This window comes from Aureimonas sp. OT7 (assembly GCF_014844055.1).
In the GTDB taxonomy this organism is placed as follows: domain Bacteria; phylum Pseudomonadota; class Alphaproteobacteria; order Rhizobiales; family Rhizobiaceae; genus Aureimonas; species Aureimonas altamirensis_A.
Genome location: NZ_CP062167.1, coordinates 2517501 through 2535947 on the forward strand (window position 1 = coordinate 2517501; position 18447 = coordinate 2535947).

Consider the following 18447-nt stretch of genomic DNA (forward strand, 5'->3'; position numbering starts at 1 on the left):
AATTCCGGGAACGTGTCGAGGAATTCTGGTTCGAGGCGTTTCACGTTCCCCGCTATCTGGCCCGGGGCGAACTCTATCTGGCGAAGCAGCGCGACTGGACCATGAAGGAGCTGCTTCTGGAAATGATGGAATGGCATGCGCTGGCCCGAAGCGACGGTGCAGTCGATGTCTGGCATATCGGCAAGGGGATCCGCTTCTTGGACGGACAGCGCGACATGGATCGAGCTTCAGGACACGTTCGGCCGTTTCGATGCCGAGGACGCGCGCCGGGCGCATGACGCAACGGCGCGGCTCTACAGCCGTCTCGCCCGAGAGGTGGCGGGCATGAGAGGGTGGGACTACCCCGACCGGTTGAACGCCTTATTTTCGCGCTCGACCCAGGCGCACGCGGCGGCGGGTACTAGCGTTTACGAGCCGTCAGTCCTGGCCGCCAACCGTCACCGGCCCCATCCAATCAACGACAGTTCCTGCAACCGTGTAGGCAAGCAGGACCAGCATGGCGGCCACGACCGCGTAGCCGAAATAGGATGCCGGGCCATCAAGGTATTCGGGTTCTCGAATCGGCATTCGGTCACGAAGCAGTGGAAGAAGACAATCGCCTGAGCCGGGCTGACGCCATTGACCAGGCATGAGGCTGGACGGCACGGTTTTGGAACGGAAATGATCGTTCGAAATGGGGTGGATATTCCAACTGCAGCCAAGCTGGGAAACTGGAAATCGCACCGGCTGCTGTCGGAAACATACGCTCATCCTGAGAACGAGCGGAACACCCTCGACCGCGTATTCGGGCGGCACAAGAAATGACAAGAGCCTCCTTCAAGGCGTTCGGACAAGGGACCAGGCGTCGACTGATTATGGATACAAACCGAGAACCGGACTGTGCCAAAAATCATCCACAAAATGACACAGGTTCTTGCTCCGTTCGGCCTTTGTACTGCAAGAGACTGCACGAATTTGCAGGGTACTATTTCGCCCCTAGACCCTTGCTAAATGCCGATTCCTCGGCTACTGCCAGCCTCGTGGAGAGGTGGCCGAGTGGTCGAAGGCGCTCCCCTGCTAAGGGAGTATACCGGAGACGGTATCGTGGGTTCGAATCCCATCCTCTCCGCCACTTCGGTATAAACCCGGACGCTGAATTCCCGCATCGACCGGTGATGAGTTCGGACAGGGCGGATTCGGCCAAAATGGACGGACCCGCCTCGATCGCATCGCAGACGATACTGACCCTAGTCGTTGATCGCCGTGATCTTGACGGTGTTTCCGTCGCCCACGCCGGAGAACCACACCTCTCCGTCTCCGATCATCACGCCCCGCCAGTTGGCGAACAGCGTTTCATAGGTTTGTCCGGCCACCGCATTCTTGACCTTGGAAGTGACGATCTTGTCGTAATCGGCAATGAAATGCGCCGCATCGCGCAGCTTGACCGCCTTGCCGTTGATACGCGCCTGGAACGGGTAGTCGACCATGGCGGCGACCGCCGCCTTGTCGCCCGCTGCCACGGCCTTCTTCAAGGAATCGAAGAAATCGTGGTAGGGCTGGTGGTTTCCGAAAAGCGTATCCAGTGAAGCGTCGACCTCGGCTTTGGTCTGCGCGCCAACCGTCATGGGCGCAGCCAACGCTGCTGCAAGGACGAAAAAACGCAAATGCCTGAGCATGAGATTTCCCCCGATTGCCGAAAGTATCGGTCGCCCCGCCGTCGATAGTGCAGTTGCCTTGAAAGTCCGCGACGACTCTCCGTGATCGATGCAGACCGACAGGGCCATGCTCGACCAAGGAGGCATGATGTCAATGCCAATCCTTCGAATAGACGAATTTCGGCATGTTCCAGTCGAAACGCAGCGCAAGCAATCTCAATGCCAGGCCGAGAACAAGGGCTACGAACGTGACGAGTTCATGCGGCAGAGCAAGGTGCAGACCGGCAAGGTACAGAATACCCGTCGCCACCGAGACGCTGGCATAGAGTTCCCTGTGCAGCAGGAGCGGAATTTCTCCGCACAGAATGTCCCGCAGGACGCCGCCGGCACAGCCGGTGATCATCCCCGCCACGATCACGACGACGGCCGGCAGTTCGAGTTCAAGCGCAACATTGCAGCCCAGGACGGTAAAAACCACGAGCCCTATCGCGTCGAGAAACAGAAACAGCCGCTTCAACCTGTCCATGAACCGGGCAAAGGCGATCGTCGCCAGCGCGGCCGCTGCCGTCAGCAGCAGATAGAGGGGATGCTCGACCCAGACGAGGGGATGATGGCCCAAAAGCACATCGCGAACCGACCCTCCGCCCAGCGCAGTGACCGCGGCCAAAAGGCAGACGCCCACCCAATCCATGCTGCGGCGTCCTGCGGCGATGGCAGCCGTCATGGCTTCGACCGTAACCGCCACGATGTAGAGGAAATGCAATACGACGATGCTCATGAGTGACTGTGCTCTTGTCGATACAGGCGTCGCCGGGTGCGCTCAACCCGGCGATCGCCGGGCAAAATATCACATGAACATTGCAATCCGGATGCGCGTACCGAAGCCGCGGAACGGATCTGGCATACGGTTTCTCCGGGTCGGAACTAATTGCGATGGCTGGATGCAAGCACCTGCCCTCTCCGCCCCCGTTATCCACAGCCTCCCTGCGGAAAAACCCCTGCATTACCCGCCCATCCGAAATTTGCGCCGTCAAGCGGATTGATGGTGCGCGCCAGCGGCGTTAGCGTCGGTTGGAACGCCGCCGAATCCAGGCAGAAATGCCCTGCGGCTACCTTGTGGAAATCGTCTCCGACGGGTCCTCATAGCGCTCGCGAGACACTATATATGGCGTCGGCCCATTCGGTTGGGCACAAGGTTTAGTTAATCAAAGCGGTGCAACATGATCGCGGCATATGCGCGGCGAACTTGCCGTGCCAGCGTTTTCACCGTTTCTGGAAAGGGTCGAAGTCATGGGCATGAAGGTTGAGCGCCGCTATACGAAAGCGGGCGAAAGCCCCTACGCTTCCGTTGAATTCCGCAAGGCGACGAGCGAGATTCGCAACCCCGACGGATCGATCGTGTTCCGCCTCGAGGGAATCGACGTCCCGGCCCAGTTCAGCCAGGTCGCGAGCGACATCCTTGCGCAGAAGTATTTTCGCAAGGCCGGTGTTCCGAAGCAGTTGAAGAAGGTCGAAGAGAACGACGTTCCGTCCTGGCTGTGGCGCCATACGGCCGACGAGACGGCGCTGGCCGCCCTGCCCGAATCGGAGCGGACCGGTTCTGAACTGGATGCCCGCCAGGTCTTCGACCGCCTTGCCGGCACCTGGACCTACTGGGGCTGGAAGGGTGGCTATTTCGCTTCCGAGGACGACGCGCTCGCCTTCCGGGACGAGCTTGCCTACATGCTGGCGACCCAGAAGGTGGCGCCAAACTCCCCGCAATGGTTCAACACCGGGCTTCACTGGGCCTATGGCATCGATGGACCGGGACAGGGCCATTTCTATGTCGACTATCGCACGGGTGAGTTGACCCGTTCCGCCTCGTCCTACGAGCATCCGCAGCCGCATGCCTGCTTCATCCAGTCCGTCGGCGACGACCTCGTCAATGAAGGCGGCATCATGGATCTGTGGGTGCGCGAGGCGCGCCTGTTCAAATACGGCTCCGGCACCGGCTCCAACTTCTCGGCGCTGCGCGGCGAAGGCGAGAAGCTGTCCGGCGGCGGCAAATCGTCCGGCCTGATGAGCTTCCTGAAGATCGGCGATCGCGCCGCCGGCGCCATCAAGTCGGGCGGCACCACGCGCCGGGCCGCGAAGATGGTCGTCGTCGATATCGACCATCCCGATATCGAGGCTTACATTCAGTGGAAGGTCCGCGAGGAAGAGAAGGTCGCCGCGCTGGTAACCGGATCGCGGATCGTGTCGCGCCATCTCAAGGCGATCCTATCGGCCTGCGTGAACTGCGAAGGCCCGGAAGGCGATTGCTTCGAGCCGATGAAGAACCCGGCGCTCAAGCGCGCCGTGCGCGACGCCAAGAAGGCCCAGGTGCCTGAAAACTACGTCAAGCGCGTCATCCAGTTTGCCCGCCAGGGCTATACCGACATCGAATTTCCCGTCTACGACACCGACTGGGATTCCGAAGCTTATCTGACGGTCTCGGGGCAGAACTCCAACAATTCGGTGCGCGTCACCGACGCCTTCCTGGAGGCCGTCGAGACGGACGGCACATGGGATCTGCGCGGCCGCACGTCCGGCAAGGTGACCAAAAGCCTCAAGGCCCGCGAATTGTGGGACCAGATCGGCTATGCCGCCTGGGCTTCGGCCGATCCGGGCATCCAGTACCATACGACGATCAACGACTGGCATACCTGCGCCGCAGCCGGTGAGATCCGCGCATCCAACCCCTGCTCGGAATACATGTTCCTCGACGATACGGCCTGCAACCTGGCGTCGTTGAACCTGATCCAGTTCCGCAAGCCGAACGGCGACTTCGATATCGTCAATTTCGAGCATGCGACGCGCCTGTGGACCATCGTCCTCGAAATCTCGGTGCTGATGGCGCAGTTCCCCTCGCGTGAGATCGCGCAACGCAGCTACGACTATCGTACGCTGGGCCTGGGTTTCGCCAATATCGGCGGCCTCCTGATGACGGCCGGCATTCCCTATTCGTCGGCCGAAGGCCGCGCGATCTGCGCCGCCATCACCGCGATCATGACCGGCCAGTCCTACAAGACCTCGGCCGAGATGGCGGGGGTGCTCGGTGCCTTCCCGGATTACGAGCGCAACGCCGAGGGCATGCTGCGCGTGATTCGCAACCACGCCCGGGCCGCTCAAGGCATTGCCAACGGCTATGAAGGCCTGTCGACCGACCCGGTGCCGCTGGACCATGCGTCGCTGAAGGACCGCAAGCTTTCGTCGCGCGCCAAGGCCGTGTGGAACGAGGCGTTGGAGCTTGGCCAGAAGAATGGCTTCCGCAACGCGCAGGTATCGGTGATCGCCCCCACGGGCACGATCGGCCTCGTCATGGATTGCGACACCACCGGTATCGAGCCGGATTTTGCCCTCGTGAAGTTCAAGAAACTGGCCGGCGGCGGCTATTTCAAGATCATCAATCGCGCGGTGCCCGACGCACTGCGGACGCTTGGCTACAAGGAAAGCGAGATCGCCGAGATCGAGGCCTATGCCGTCGGCCACGGCAATCTGGACCAGGCGCCGGCCATCAACCCCGGCTCGCTCCGCGCCAAGGGATTTGGCGACGCGCAGATCGAGGCATTGAACAACGGCCTCAAGAGCGCCTTCGACATCAAGTTCGCCTTCAATAAATGGACGCTGGGCGAGGATTTCTGCCGGGACACGCTCGGAATCAGCGACGAGCAGCTCAACGATTTCAGCTTCGAGCTGCTGCCGTTCCTCGGCTACTCCCGGAAGGATATCGAGGCGGCGAACATTCACGTCTGTGGGGCGATGACGCTGGAGGGCGCTCCCTTCCTGAAGGAAGAGCACCTGCCCGTCTTCGACTGCGCCAACCCCTGCGGCCGCATCGGCAAGCGCGCCTTGTCGGTGGAAAGCCATATCCGCATGATGGCGGCGGCACAGCCCTTCATCTCGGGTGCCATCTCCAAGACGATCAACATGCCGAACGACGCCACGGTGGAAGATTGCTCGGCGGCCTACATGCTGTCGTGGAAGCTGGCTCTCAAGGCCAACGCGCTCTACCGCGACGGCTCCAAGCTGTCGCAGCCGCTGAATGCGTCGCTGATCGCCGACGAGGACGAAGAGGAAGACGTGATCGCCGAGGCGACGGAGGCCCTGTTGGCCGCACCTGCCCCGGCGCGGGCGGCGGAAGTGGCGGAGCGGATCGTCGAGCGGATCGTGGAGCGCGTCGTGCGCGAGCGCGAGAAGCTGCCGAACCGGCGCAAGGGCTATACCCAGAAGGCCATCGTCGGCGGACACAAGGTCTATCTACGGACCGGCGAGTTCGACGATGGCCGGATCGGCGAGATCTTCATCGACATGCACAAGGAGGGCGCTGCCTTCCGTGCAATGATGAACAACTTCGCCATCGCCATCTCCCTTGGCCTGCAGTTCGGCGTGCCGCTGGAAGAGTATGTCGACGCCTTCACCTTCACGCGCTTCGAACCGGCGGGCATGGTGCAGGGCAATGAGCTGATCAAGAACGCGACGTCCATCCTGGACTACGTGTTCCGAGAACTGGCCGTTTCCTATCTCGGGCGCCACGACCTTGCGCATGTCCAACCGGACGACGCGACGTCCTCCACGGTCGGCCGCGGTGTCGAGGGGGATCGCCCGGCGAACCTGCCGGTGTCGCACGGCATGGTGCGCGGCAATACGGGCAAGTTCCGTGTCGTCTCGTCCGGCGAGCCGGCTGGCTCGGCGGCAACCTCGCCACGGCCTGCGACCATCCAGCCTACGGCAGCCCGAAGCGTGCAGCCGACGGCAGGCACGCGGCCTGTCGTGGTGGGTGGCGGTTCGGCGGCGGCAACCGCATTCAAGCGCGATTTTGAAACCGCGCCTCTGGACCTGCCCGCTCCCGTTGCCGATACGTCGCCGGCACAAGGCCTGTTCGACCAGCCGGTCGAAGGGCGCGCCACGGCGCGCGAGGTAGCCAACGTGACCGGCAGCAAGATGGCCGAGCGCCGGGCGGAGGCCCTGATGAAGGGCTATACCGGCGAAAGCTGCTCCGAGTGCAACAACTTCACCATGGTTCGCAACGGAACCTGCCTGAAGTGCGACACCTGCGGCTCGACGAGCGGCTGCTCCTGATACCGGCCTGCTCCACGACTTAAGCGGCGATCCGTTGCGTCTTGAGCATCGGTTCCAAACATCCTGCGCGCCACGTGGCGCGCAGGAAATGGCAGGGCAGTGCAAAGGCGCCGGAACAATTTGTGTGCTGCAGCGTAACCCCCACGTAAGAGTTCACGTGACGAGGTTTGCTATCATGAAAATCGGCGAATTCCGCGAGCCGGTGACAGTTCTGGTCGGTATCGGTGTACCGGTAGAGGTCTCCGATGTGCGGCACGCCCTGGAATTGATGATCGACTGGCCGCATCGAACCCGCCGGACCGGCCATTTTGCCTGCATAGATACTTGCCGTCAGGCCCTCAACGGCCGCTGCGACACCGAGACGGCCCGGGAAGCCTTCATGTCCTTTGCCGAAAGCGCGGGCATTTTCATGCCGCCGCTGAACAATGCGATCCTCGCGGCGCAGTCCGCGCCTGTGGCCGGCAACGCTGCTCAAGCCTGATACTCCATCCGTCCTGCGAAGATTCGAGGCCCGGCCGCTTCCTGGCGGGCGGGCCTCGTGATGCGGCCCAGGTGCTGCTGTGGCCGTCAGCTTTTGTCGGCATTCACCTCATCGACGATGTTGCGCATCGGTTGCGCGATCGCCTGTTCCGTCAATGCCTGCGCAATCCGATACTCCCGCACAATGGCCTCTCCGAGCTTCGACAGGCGCGCTCCACCACCCTGGTGACCGCCATGCTGCTTCTCGACGGTCGGCCTGCCGAACAGCTCGTCCGCCTCGGCCACCAGCATCCAGGCTCGCTTGTAGGACATCCCCATGGAGCGCCCTGCGGCCGCGATCGATCCGTATTCGGCGATCCGCTCCAGCAGCTCGACTTTGCCGGGGCCGAGCGACCTGCCGTTGAAATAGATGCGGAGACTGAACCTCTCCATGCGACTGCTCCACGATCGTCGGTTCCGGCTGCAAAGGGCTGCGCCGGGCGTTCCAGTGCTTAGCACAGGGTCAGCGCGAAGCGACGATCGACACGCTTTTTACCTGGGCGAATACGGCATCGCCGACAGAGAGGTTCAACGCGTTGACGGAGCGGGTACTGACGCGCGACCGGATAGAGGCGCCGCCGGGCCGCAGTTGCAGCCTTATGCTTCGCTCGAACTCGTTAAGGGGGTCGATTCCGGTTATCGTGGCTGGCAGCGCATTCAGGATGCTCGTCTCTTCAGCCGGCCTCCGGACGATGGACACGTCGCCGGCGCCGATGCGGACGCGCACCGCCATGCCCACTGCGACCGCCTTGCCGATCGTCCGGACCCTGGCACCGCCGACATCGACGACCGCGATACCATCGGCTTCGAGAGCGTGCACCTGTCCGACGAGTACCGAGGCGAAATCCGCTCTGGCCGCGAGCGGCGATGCCGGGTCGGACAAGGCAGCCTCCAGCGGCCCGGTCGAGACGACCCGGCCACCCCGCAGCAGCACCAGATGGTCCGCGAGGCGCTCCACCTCGGAGATATCGTGCGTGACCAGGATAATCGGAATGCGGAGGTTGGCGTGCAGTGCCTCGAAGTACGGAAGGATTTCCTCCCGGGCCATCCTGTCCAACGCCGACAGGGGCTCATCCATCAGAAGCAGCCGGGGCTGGCGCAGCAAGGCGCGTCCAAGCGCCACGCGCTGCCTTTCACCGCCCGACAGATGCGTCGGCGCACGGTCCATCAGCGTCGGCAGGCCAAGAAGTTCGATCACCTCGTCAAACGCGATGGACGGCGAATTGCCTTGCGAGCGCCGGGCACCATAGGCGAGGTTCTTCCGCACGCTGAGATGGGAAAACAGGCTGGCCTCCTGGAAGACGTAGCCGATCGGCCGCTTGTGCGCTGGAACGAAGCGTTGCGCGTCCTGCCAGATGTCGGGTCCGATGCGGACCGTGCCCGACAGGCGGCTCAACCCCGCGATACATCGCAGGATTGTCGTCTTGCCGCAGCCGGAAGGTCCGAAAAGCGCGGATATCCCATGCATGGGCACGGCAAAATCTGCATCCAGCGCGAATTGTCCGAGGCGCCCGGCCAGCCGTACGGAGATCCTGTCCTCCATCAATAGGCCCTCCGCCCGGCGCGTCGGGCGATGAGGGATACCGACAGGATTACCAGGAAGGAGAAAAGGAGCATTCCTGCGGACAGAATGTGGGCTTCGCGCCAGCGCAACGTTTCGACGAAGTCGTAGATCGCGACCGAAAGAACCTTCGTCTCGCCCGGAATGTTGCCGCCGATCATCAGGATGACGCCGAACTCCCCGACCGTGTGGGCAAAGCCGAGCACCGCCGCCGTCAAAAAACCCGGGATCGACAGCGGCACCGCGACGGTGAAGAACCTGTCCCACGGCGAGGCCCCCAGGGTTGCCGCCACCTCCAGCGGTCGCGGCCCGATCGCCTCGAACGAGTTGCGTATCGGCTGGACCACGAAGGGCATGGAATAGATGACCGAGCCAAATACCAGGCCTTCGAAGGTGAAGGCGAACGTGCGCAGGCCGACGAGCCCGCCGAACCAACCGCCCAGCCCGGCCGGCCCCAGGGCGACCAGCAGGTAGAAACCGAGCACGGTCGGCGGCAGAACGAGCGGCAGGGCGACGATCGTGGCGACAACCTCCCGCCACCGCGAGCCAGACCATGCGAGCCACCATGCAATCGGCGTTCCGACGATCAACAGGATGATCGTCGAGACGGCGGCAAGTTCGAGGGTGAGCCTGATCGGCGACCACAATTCGCTGGACAGGGCTTTCCCCTTTCATCTGACATCGACTCACCGGGCGATGGCGTAGCCGTATTTCTGGATGATCGCACCGGCTTCCTGCCCTTTCAGGAAGTCGAGGAAGGCGAGCGCGGCGGGATTGTCCTCACCCGTCTTCAGAAGAACGGCGTCCTGCCGGATCGGTTGGTAGAGGTCCTGCGGGACCACCCAGCGGGAGCCGGCATCCGTCTGCGATACCTGGCCGAGCGCCACGAAGCCGACTTCCGCGTTGCCGGTTTCCACGAACTGATAGGTCTGAGCGATGTTCTGGCCCTGCACGATCTTCGACGTCAGGCTGTCGTAGACGTTCAGCGCTTTCATCGTCTCGACCGCGGCGGCTCCATAGGGTGCCGTCTCCGGATTGGCGATCGCGATCTGCTGGAAATCCCCCTCTTCCAGCGTTTCTGGCCCGGTAACCGTCCCGGCCTCGGCGGCATAGAGCACGAGCTGGCCGATGGCATAGGTGAAGACCGTACCATCCACGCCATAGCCTTCCTGCACCGCCAGCGCCGGGCGCTCGTCATCTGCCGCAAGAAACACCTGGAACGGAGCCCCTTGCGTGATCTGCGCATAGAACTGGCCGGTCGCGCCGAAGGACAGCACCGCATCGTGCTCTGTCGCATCGGCAAAGGCGGCGGCGATTTCATTTGCCGCATCGGTGAAGTTTGCCGCAACCGCGACATTCACCGTTTCGGCCTGTGCCGTAACCGTCAACGCCGCCACGACATGAACTGCGATCAACACGCGATGCATCGGCACCCCCGATATAGCCAAACGGAAATATTGCTTATTGCTATCGAGGGTGCGGGCCGAGTGCAAGCGGCGATGATGCAGGAAAATTCATGCCGAGGCCTGGCTGGTCAGGCGTCCTCTTGCCCATCGCTGGGCAGTTTCCGCCCGCCGATCCAGACGCCGCGAAGGTTCAACGCGTCGTCCATCCACACCATGTCGGCGCGCAGACCCTCGGTCAGCGCGCCCCGCTCGCCCTGCAGGCCAAGGAAGCTCGCCGGGTAAAGAGAGGCCATGCGCAGCGCCTCTTCCAGCGGCACGCCGATCGTTCCGACAAAGTATTGCACCGCGCCGATCATCGTCAGGTCGGACCCGGCCAACGTTCCATCGTCCAGCGTCAGGCGTCCATCGCTGCGCCTGACCGTACGCCCGTTCAACTCGAAAACACCGGCCTCCACCCCGACGGTCGGCATCGCATCGGTAATCGCCATCATCGTGCCCTGGCCCCGCTTGGCGCGCAGCGCCGTGCCGATGGCGGCCGGGTGCACATGATAGCCATCCGCGATGATGCCGCACCAGACGCCGGCCGTCTCGAGGGCAGCGCCGACCAGCCCGGGGCTGCGATGGCCAAGCTGGCTCATGGCGTTGAAGAGATGGGTGACGCCCCGCGCGCCGGATTCGAAAGCCCGCTTCGCATCCTCGAAGGTGGCATCCGAATGGCCGATCGAAACGATGATCCCGTTGGCGGCCAGAACGCCGATCTGATGCGGCGTCACGCTTTCGGTGGCGACCGTCAGGATCATCGGCCGGACCGTCGTTGCCGCGAACCGCGCCAGATCGTCATCCGACATGGTCCGGATGAGCGCCGGGTCGTGCGCGCCCTTGCGCGCCGTCGACAGGAACGGCCCCTCCACATGAATGCCGATGCAACCGGGTACGCCCTCGGTCTTCGCAACGTCGACGGCCTCGATGGCCGCAAAGGTAATCTCCGGCCGGTCGGTGATGACGGTGGGCATCAACGCGGTTGAGCCAAAACGCGCATGCGCCTCGCAGATGGCGCGTATACCGGCCACGGTCGGCTGATCGTTCAAGAGCACGCCGCCGCCGCCATTTACCTGCACGTCGATGAAGCCGGGAGCGATGAGGCCACCCGGCAGATCCACCATGTCCACGCCCAGCGGCATGTCCGTCTGCCGCACGATGCCGGACACCCGCCCCTCGTCGACCAGAAGCGCGTGGCCGGAGCGTCGAACCTGCCCATCGAAGATGTCTGCCCCCCGGTAAGCGGTCATCGCCATCAGATCGTCTCCGTAACCTTCTTGAGGCCGCGCGGCACATCGGGGTCGAAGCCCCGCGCGCGGGACAGCGCCTCGGCAAAGCCGTAGAACGACAGCAGCATCACCAGCGGCTCCAGCAACGGGTGCCCGGCCGGCGCGGTGGGCAGGCGTCGCCCCGGCGCGCCCTCGCCCGCCACGAACAGCATCGCACCCTTCTGGTGCAGCCGGTTCGCCGTATCCAAAAGGCTGGTATGCGCCGCGTCCTGCGGAACATAGGCGAATACGGGAAAGCCGCCGTCCACCAGCGAGACGGGACCGTGCAGCAACTCGGCGCCTGAATAGGCTTCTGCATGCACGATGCACGTCTCCTTGAACTTGAGTGCGGTTTCCGCCGCCACCGCGAATCCCGGACCGCGCCCCAGCGTATACAGCGAGCCCGCATCCCGGACTGCGTCCACCGCCTCGTCCCACCGGCATCCCAGCGCGGCGTCGAGATCGTCCGGTAGGCGCTGGAGGCCCTGCAGGAGCGCCTCGTCGCCCCGCCATTCCGCCAGTATGTAAAGCGCCGCAGCCACGGAGGCGATGAAGCTCTTGGTGGCGGCAACGCTTCTTTCCGGGCCGGCCCGCAGCGCCACGGTGGCAGACGCCGTCTCGGCCAGCGGCGACCCCTCGGCGTTGACGAGAGCTATCGTTTCGCCGCCGCCGTCACGGGCCGCCTTGGCCAATGCGACGATATCCGGGCTGCGCCCCGACTGCGAGACCGCGATTGCCGCGCACCCGTGCAGCTTCAGCGCCGCCCCGTACACGGAAACCACGGATGGCCCCAGCGAGGCCACCGGAATGCCGGCCACGATCTCGGTGGCATATTTGAAGTAGGTGGCGGCGTGGTCGGACGATCCGCGCGCGATCGTGGCGACGACGGGCGGGCTCAAGCGTCGAAGGCGGTCACCGGCGGCGCGCATTGCCTCGCCCGAAAGGTCCAGCAGGCGGCGCACCGCCTCTGGCGCCTCGTCGATTTCCCGCCGCATCAGGGACGGTTCGCTCATCGCTCAGCCTTTTCCGGATAGCGCCATCTCGGCGACGAAGTCATAGGCATCTCCCCTGTAGTGCGAGCGGGTCAGTTCCACCGGCTGGCCCGCCGCGTCGAAGGACACCCGCAGAATGGACAGGGCGGCGGCGCCTTCGGGAACGCCCAGCAAACGCGCATCTTCGGCCCCGAGATTCTCGGCGCCCAACCGTTGCAGCGCCCGGACGGGCCGATGCCCGGCAACCGCCATCGCATCGTAGAGGGAGGCGGCGACGAGGTCCGGATCCGGCAGGATTGCCGCCGGGACGCAGGCGCGCTCCACCGCAATCGGCTGCCCGTCGGCACGCCGAAGCCTGTGGAACCGGCTGACGGGCTCCCCGGGCGACAGCGCCAGTTGCAGCGCTTCTTCCGGCGTCACCCGGCCGATCGCGCGCGTCAGCCAGTCGGACGTCGCCAAGCGTCCCCGTGTGCGCATGTCTTCGGTGAAGGATGTCAGATGCGACAGGCCCTGTTGCAGCTTGCGGCGCGCAGGATCGGCGATGAATGTGCCGGAGCCGTGCCTCTGCTCCACCACGCCTTCCGAAACCAGCCCCTCCAGAGCCTTGCGCACGGTAACGCGCGACACGCCGGCCTTCTGGGCCAGCTCCCGCTCCGACGGAAGCGCCTGGCCGACGCGCAAGGCCCCCTGCTCCACCGCCTCGCGGATGGCCGTGCCGAGCCGCAGATACAAGGGGCCGCCGCCCGCGGCCAACTGCCCGATGCGGAACGGCGCACTCATGCGCTGGCTCCCGCCGGGAGCAGCGTTTCCGCCAGATCGAGGGCACCGTCCATGGCATCGCCCACCGGCGAAACGACGTGCCCCTGGATATCGGCTGGGAACAATGGCCGATAGCGGGCCGCAAGCCCGCCCAATAGCGCGATTGCCGGCGCACCGAGTTGCATCAGCCGCCGCAACATGGGTTCGACGGACGCCACGCCCTGGCCCACGATCCTCAGGGCGATGGCGTCGCCGGCGTCGAACCGCTCCCATACGAGTGGCGCGAAGCGGCCGAAGTCGCGCGGCAAGGCGTCCCTTGCAAACTCGGCAAGCGCGCCTGGGTCCCGGTCGAACTGGCTGAGGATGTCATGGCACAGCGCGGTTTCCTCGACGACGCCATCGAGCGCCAGAAGCGCGAAGGACAGGGCTGAACGGCCGAGGTCGGCACCGCTGCCCTGGTCTGAAACGGCGATCCCCCAACCGCCCAGCAGCGTGAACGCCGATCCGCGCCGCAGCACATAAGCGGATCCGGTTCCCAGGATGGCGATGGCGCCGTCATGGCCGCCATGGGCACCCCGGCACGCAACGACGGCATCGGTTTCCAGCGCATAGGACGCGAACGGCATGGGCCGCGCGGCAAGGTCCGCCGCGAAGGACGATACGTTGGCTCCGGCAAGTCCGAGGCCTGCGTGGCTCAGCGCCAGATCACTGGCGGAAAGGCCGCCACCCTCGAGCGCCGCGGTTGAAACGGCAATGATGTTGGCAAGGGCCGCGTCGACACCGGCAAATATGTTGGCCGTACCGCCGGACGCCTCGCCGATGGGAGTGCCGTCGGCGTACCGGGCGCGAACGCGGCACCGAGTGCCTCCGCCGTCTACGCCGAGAAGGATTGCGCCTCGCACCGATGACATCTCCTGATACCCTATCCGACAATACCAAAATAAGCCGGATCGGCAAGGAGAACCCGAGATTCACTATTTAACACACAGATTTCTCTTTCTAAACTTGTACTTATGTCAATCTTACCAAGCGGCGTGTGACAGAATCTTAACGAGCCATCTGGACGAATGGCATCAAGTTGGTAACACTACCGGTTGTGGCAATGCACTCCAGCGGCAAGGAGGCGGGCATGACGGACGAGTTGCGGGCAACCGAAGCGCTGCACCCCGCATCGCGCGGGCTAGACACACGTCCAGGCGCCGAAATTCTCGGCCGTCTGCTCGATGGCCAAAGGCAGGCGCTGGCCGCCGTGGAAAGCGCTATCCCGGCACTGGCGGCCGCGGCCGAACTGGCGCTGGAGCGGCTGTCGCGTGGCGGGCGGCTTGTCTATCTGGCGGCCGGAAGCCCCGCCCTGATCGCCCTTGGCGATGCGCTCGAAATTCCTCAGACCTATGGCGAGCCGGCGTCTTCCTTCATGACCATACTGGCCGGCGGCGACGATATCGTCACGAAGTTCGGCGGCGGCGCCGAGGATGACCGCGCGCAGGCCGAACAGGACGTTCTCTCCGCGTCCATCGGCCCGGCCGACTGCGTCGTTGCAATCTCGGCCAGCGGCTCCACGCCCTATGTCCAACAGGGGCTGGACGCCTGCATAGGGCGCGGCGCGGCAACCATCGCCATCGCCAACAATCGCGATGCTCCAATCCTGCAAAGGGCCGAGGTGGCCGTGCTTCTGGATACGGGGCCCGAGCTTGTGGCCGGGTCCACGCGCATGGGCGCCGGTACCGCCCAGAAAGCGGCGCTGAACATGCTGTCCACCCTTATCGCGATCCGGCGCGGCCATGTGCACGACGGCCATATGGTTGGGTTGCGGGCCGACAACGACAAGCTGCGCGCACGCGCCATCCGCATGGTCTGCGACATCACCGGCGCATCGCCGCAAAAGGCGGCGGATGCGCTGCGGCAGACCGATGACGACGTCAAGCCCGCCGCATTGCTGGCCGCCGGCGCACAGGACATCGCGTCCGCCCGGCAGCGGCTCGTCGCAGCCGACGGAAGCCTGCGGCGCGCGCTGGCGGGCCTGCGAGATTGACGCATGAACGACACTGAACCGGCACCGACGCCGCCTGGGAAGGGAACATGGAAATGAGCAGACCTGTCCTGAAAGCCTCCATCAGCCTTGTCGCCCTTGGCCTTGCCGGCCCTGCCTGGGCGCAGACGACGCTGACCATCGAGAGCTGGCGCAACGACGACCTGCCCGTCTGGCAGGAGAAGATCATCCCCGCCTTCGAGGCGAAGCACCCCGACATCAAGCTGGTGTTCTCTCCGTCCGCCCCGACCGAGTACAATTCGGCGCTGGCCGCCAAGCTGGACGCGGGCTCTGCCGGCGACATCGTCGCCTGCCGGCCTTTCGACGGCTCGCTCCAGCTGTTCCAGAACGGCAAGCTGGGCGACCTGACGGACCTTCCCGGCATGGAGAATTTCAGTGCCATCGCAAAGACGGCATGGTCGACGGATGACGGGTCTAAGACCTTCTGCGTGCCGATGGCTTCGGTGTTGCACGGCTTCATGTACAACATGGACGCATTCGAGCAGCTCGGGCTGGAGGTGCCCACTACCGAGGCCGAATTCTTCGCCGTCCTCGACAAGATCAAGGAAGACGGCACCTATGTGCCCCTTGCCATCGGCACCAAGGACCAGTGGGAAGCGGCCACGATGGGCTACCAGAACATCGGGCCGACCTACTGGAAGGGCGAGGAAGGCCGCAAGAAGCTCATCGGCGGAGAAGAGAAGCTGACCGACGAGCCATGGGTCAAACCCTTCGAAGTGCTGGCCCGCTGGGCCGACTATATGGGCGACGGCTACCAGGCGCAGACCTATCCGGACAGCCAGAACCTGTTCACGCTCGGCCGCGCCGCCATCTACCCCACCGGCTCCTGGGAAATTTCCGTCTTCGCGCCGCAGGTCGATTTCAAGATGGGCGCCTTCAAGCCGCCCGTCGTCAATGCCGGCGACACCTGCTACGTCTCCGATCACCCGGACATCGGCATGGGCGTCAACGCTGCCAGCCCGAACCAGGAAGCAGCGAAAACCTTCCTGGAGTGGGTGGCGACGCCCGAATTCGCGGAGATCTATGCCAACGCCGCTCCGGGCTTCTTCCCGCTCATCGACGCGGATGTGGCCATAGAAGACCCGCTGGCGCAAAGCTTCGTCGCATGGCGCGGAGAATGCCAGCCGACGATCCGCTCCACCTATCAGATCCTGTCGCGCGGCACGCCGAACCTCGAGAACGAAACATGGGCGCAATCGGCCAATGTCATGAACCTGACAGAGACGCCGGCCGACGCGGCGACCAAGCTCCAGGCGGGGCTGGATAGCTGGTACAAGCCGGGCGCCGCGCCGGCCGCGCCGTCCGGACAGTAACGCGCACCCGAAGCGGATCGGCTGGACATGACCGACACGATCAGGCCGAGACGGCGCTGGCATATCGCCGTCTTCCTCGCACCGGCCCTGCTGGTCTATACGGCCATCATGATCGTTCCGCTGATCCAGACGCTTTGGCTGGCGCTGGAGCGGACGACGCCCGACGGAACCGGCTTTGTCGGGCTCGCGAACTTTCAGGTCCTGTTCGGCGATCCGCGCTGGTCGGCGAGCTTCTGGAATGCGCTCGGCAACAATGTCTATTTCTTCCTGATGCACATGCTGATCCAGAATCCGGTGGGCATCGCGCTGGCCGCCCTGATGTCGGTGCCGCGCCTGCGCGGTGTTGCCCTCTACCGGACAGCCATCTTCCTGCCGACGATCCTGTCCTTCGTGATCGTCGGGTTCATCTGGAAGCTGATCCTGTCGCCGCTGTGGGGCATCGCGCCCGACCTGTTGAGCGCGGTCGGGCTGCGGTTCCTGTTCGCCCCCTATCTCGGCCAGGAAGCCTATGCGCTGACGGCTGTCTCGCTGGTGTCCGTCTGGCAGAATATCGGCATCCCGATGATGCTGATCTATGCAGCGCTGCTCACCATCCCCAACGAGATCATCGAAGCCGCCGAATGCGACGGGGTAACCGGCCTGTCGCAATTCTTCAGGATCAAGCTGCCGCTGATCCTGCCGGCGATCGGCCTTGTCTCGATCCTCACTTTCGTCGGCAATTTCAACGCCTTCGACCTGATCTACTCCATGCAGGGTGCGCTGGGCGGTCCGGATGGGTCCACCGACATTCTCGGCACCCTTCTGTACCGCACATTCTTCGGCTTCCAGCTCCAGCAGGGGGATCGCAACATGGGCGCGGCCATCGCCACCGCCATGTTCCTCATCATCCTTGCCGGTGTCTCGCTGTACCTGTTCGTCATCCAGCGGCGGATGCGCCGCTACCAGCTCTAGGAGGCGTCGATGCCACAGTCTCCCAGGGCCTTGCGCATGGGCTTCGTGCACCTGGCCCTGATGCTCTACACGCTCATTGCCGTTGCCCCCGTGGCAATCGTCGTGATGAACTCGTTCAAGACCCGGCGGGGCATTTTCAACGAGCCGCTGATGCCGCCCTCGCTGGAGACAGCCAGCCTGGCCGGCTACCGCATGGTCGCCTCGCAGGGTAATTTCCTTTTGTATTTCCAGAACAGCATGATTGTGACGGTGACGTCGCTTTTCCTGGTGCTGCTGTTCGGCGCCATGGCCGCCTTTGCGCTGTCGGAATATCGCTTCCGCTTCAACGGCCTTCTCGGCCTGTTCCTGGCGCTCGGCATCATGATCCCGATCCGCCTCGGCACGGTCGCGATCCTGCAGATGATGGTTGCGACGGGTCTGATCAACACGCTGGCGGCACTGATCCTCGTCTACACCGCGCAAGGGCTTCCGCTTGCCATCTTCATTCTGTCCGAGTTCATGCGCACGGTATCCGACGACCTCAAGAACGCCGGTCGTGTGGATGGACTTTCGGAGTATCGCATCTTCTTCACGCTTGTCCTGCCGCTCGTGCGCCCGGCCATGGCGACGGTTGCGGTCTTCACCATGATTCCGATCTGGAACGACCTGTGGTTTCCGCTGATCCTGGCGCCGGGCGAAGCCACCAAGACGGTCACGCTGGGGGCGCAGCTCTTTCTCGGGCAGTACGTCACCAACTGGGAGGCGGTGCTGGCGGCGCTTTCGCTGGCCATCCTGCCGGTGCTCGTCCTGTACCTTGTCTTCTCGCGCCAGTTGATCCGGGGCATCACCGCCGGCGCGGTGAAATGATGGAAGGGA

Annotated in this window: 18 protein-coding genes and 1 tRNA gene (1 of these 19 cut by a window edge); 8 read left to right on the forward strand and 11 right to left on the reverse strand. The window is 64.1% G+C overall.

Features of this window, described 5'->3' with window-relative positions:
- Positions 1-278: the final stretch of an aminoglycoside 6-adenylyltransferase gene (locus IGS74_RS12030; RefSeq protein WP_206688154.1), read on the forward strand. 466 nt of this gene lie to the left of the window's left edge; only the last 278 of its 744 coding nucleotides appear in the window; its start codon lies off the left edge, out of view; its stop codon occupies positions 276-278.
- A gap of 139 nt (positions 279-417) precedes the next feature.
- On the opposite strand, the gene IGS74_RS20060 is transcribed toward IGS74_RS12030, so the two are convergent.
- The gene (locus IGS74_RS20060; protein ID WP_206688155.1) at positions 418-807 is read right to left on the reverse strand and encodes a hypothetical protein; all 390 of its coding nucleotides are present in this window, start codon (positions 805-807) and stop codon (positions 418-420) included.
- 214 nt (positions 808-1021) lie between these two features.
- On the opposite strand from IGS74_RS20060, the gene IGS74_RS12035 reads away from it, so the two are divergent.
- A tRNA-Ser gene (locus IGS74_RS12035) sits at positions 1022-1111 on the forward strand.
- Positions 1112-1226: 115 nt separating this feature from the next.
- Here the strand turns inward: IGS74_RS12035 and IGS74_RS12040 are convergent.
- Positions 1227-1763 (reverse strand): hypothetical protein, encoded by a 537-nt coding sequence (locus tag IGS74_RS12040; protein WP_246722539.1) that lies wholly within the window; start codon positions 1761-1763, stop codon positions 1227-1229.
- A gap of 22 nt (positions 1764-1785) precedes the next feature.
- Positions 1786-2412: a trimeric intracellular cation channel family protein gene (locus tag IGS74_RS12045; protein WP_192386377.1), complete on the reverse strand. Its 627-nt coding sequence runs from the start codon at positions 2410-2412 to the stop codon at positions 1786-1788.
- Positions 2413-2930: 518 nt separating this feature from the next.
- On the opposite strand from IGS74_RS12045, the gene IGS74_RS12050 reads away from it, so the two are divergent.
- Both IGS74_RS12050 and IGS74_RS12055 read left to right on the forward strand, forming a co-directional pair.
- Complete coding sequence (locus IGS74_RS12050; RefSeq protein WP_192391774.1) at positions 2931-6734, forward strand: vitamin B12-dependent ribonucleotide reductase; 3804 nt, start codon at positions 2931-2933, stop codon at positions 6732-6734.
- Positions 6735-6909: 175 nt separating this feature from the next.
- Positions 6910-7215 carry a DUF982 domain-containing protein gene (locus IGS74_RS12055; RefSeq protein ID WP_192386379.1) on the forward strand — a complete coding sequence of 102 codons (306 nt, stop codon included), beginning with the start codon at positions 6910-6912 and terminating at the stop codon, positions 7213-7215.
- 86 nt (positions 7216-7301) lie between these two features.
- Here the strand turns inward: IGS74_RS12055 and IGS74_RS12060 are convergent, their stop codons facing one another.
- The 8 genes from IGS74_RS12060 to IGS74_RS12095 all read right to left on the reverse strand — a co-directional run bounded on the left by IGS74_RS12060 (position 7302) and on the right by IGS74_RS12095 (position 14180).
- Entirely contained in the window at positions 7302-7646 is a 345-nt protein-coding gene (locus tag IGS74_RS12060; RefSeq protein ID WP_192386381.1) for a LysR family transcriptional regulator, read from the reverse strand.
- 70 nt (positions 7647-7716) lie between these two features.
- Entirely contained in the window at positions 7717-8796 is a 1080-nt protein-coding gene (gene modC, locus IGS74_RS12065; protein ID WP_192386383.1) for a molybdenum ABC transporter ATP-binding protein, read from the reverse strand.
- Complete coding sequence (gene modB, locus IGS74_RS12070) at positions 8796-9461, reverse strand: molybdate ABC transporter permease subunit (RefSeq protein WP_245283047.1); 666 nt, start codon at positions 9459-9461, stop codon at positions 8796-8798. Before modB ends, modC begins: the two co-directional genes overlap by 1 nt.
- 39 nt (positions 9462-9500) lie before the next feature.
- A complete protein-coding gene (gene modA, locus IGS74_RS12075) occupies positions 9501-10229 on the reverse strand; it encodes a molybdate ABC transporter substrate-binding protein (protein ID WP_246723146.1) in 729 nt (242 codons plus the stop codon).
- 119 nt (positions 10230-10348) lie between these two features.
- Positions 10349-11515, reverse strand: coding sequence for an N-acetylglucosamine-6-phosphate deacetylase (gene nagA / locus IGS74_RS12080; protein WP_192386387.1), 1167 nt, complete (start codon positions 11513-11515; stop codon positions 10349-10351).
- Positions 11515-12540 (reverse strand): SIS domain-containing protein, encoded by a 1026-nt coding sequence (locus IGS74_RS12085; RefSeq protein ID WP_192386389.1) that lies wholly within the window; start codon positions 12538-12540, stop codon positions 11515-11517. The genes nagA and IGS74_RS12085 overlap by 1 nt, the downstream gene beginning before the upstream one ends.
- Positions 12541-12543: 3 nt before the next feature.
- On the reverse strand, positions 12544-13299 hold the full coding sequence (locus IGS74_RS12090; protein WP_192386391.1) for a GntR family transcriptional regulator: 756 nt from the start codon (positions 13297-13299) through the stop codon (positions 12544-12546).
- Complete coding sequence (locus IGS74_RS12095; RefSeq protein WP_192386393.1) at positions 13296-14180, reverse strand: BadF/BadG/BcrA/BcrD ATPase family protein; 885 nt, start codon at positions 14178-14180, stop codon at positions 13296-13298. Before IGS74_RS12095 ends, IGS74_RS12090 begins: the two co-directional genes overlap by 4 nt.
- Positions 14181-14407: 227 nt before the next feature.
- On the opposite strand from IGS74_RS12095, the gene IGS74_RS12100 reads away from it, so the two are divergent.
- From IGS74_RS12100 to IGS74_RS12115, 4 genes are read left to right on the forward strand one after another with little or no spacing between them, the layout of a single operon-like run.
- The gene (locus IGS74_RS12100) at positions 14408-15310 is read left to right on the forward strand and encodes an N-acetylmuramic acid 6-phosphate etherase (protein WP_192386395.1); all 903 of its coding nucleotides are present in this window, start codon (positions 14408-14410) and stop codon (positions 15308-15310) included.
- A gap of 53 nt (positions 15311-15363) precedes the next feature.
- Entirely contained in the window at positions 15364-16641 is a 1278-nt protein-coding gene (locus tag IGS74_RS12105; protein WP_192386397.1) for an ABC transporter substrate-binding protein, read from the forward strand.
- 27 nt (positions 16642-16668) lie between these two features.
- Positions 16669-17592: a sugar ABC transporter permease gene (locus IGS74_RS12110; protein ID WP_039194105.1), complete on the forward strand. Its 924-nt coding sequence runs from the start codon at positions 16669-16671 to the stop codon at positions 17590-17592.
- A gap of 9 nt (positions 17593-17601) precedes the next feature.
- Entirely contained in the window at positions 17602-18438 is an 837-nt protein-coding gene (locus IGS74_RS12115; protein WP_192386399.1) for a carbohydrate ABC transporter permease, read from the forward strand.
- Positions 18439-18447 lie beyond the last annotated feature (9 nt).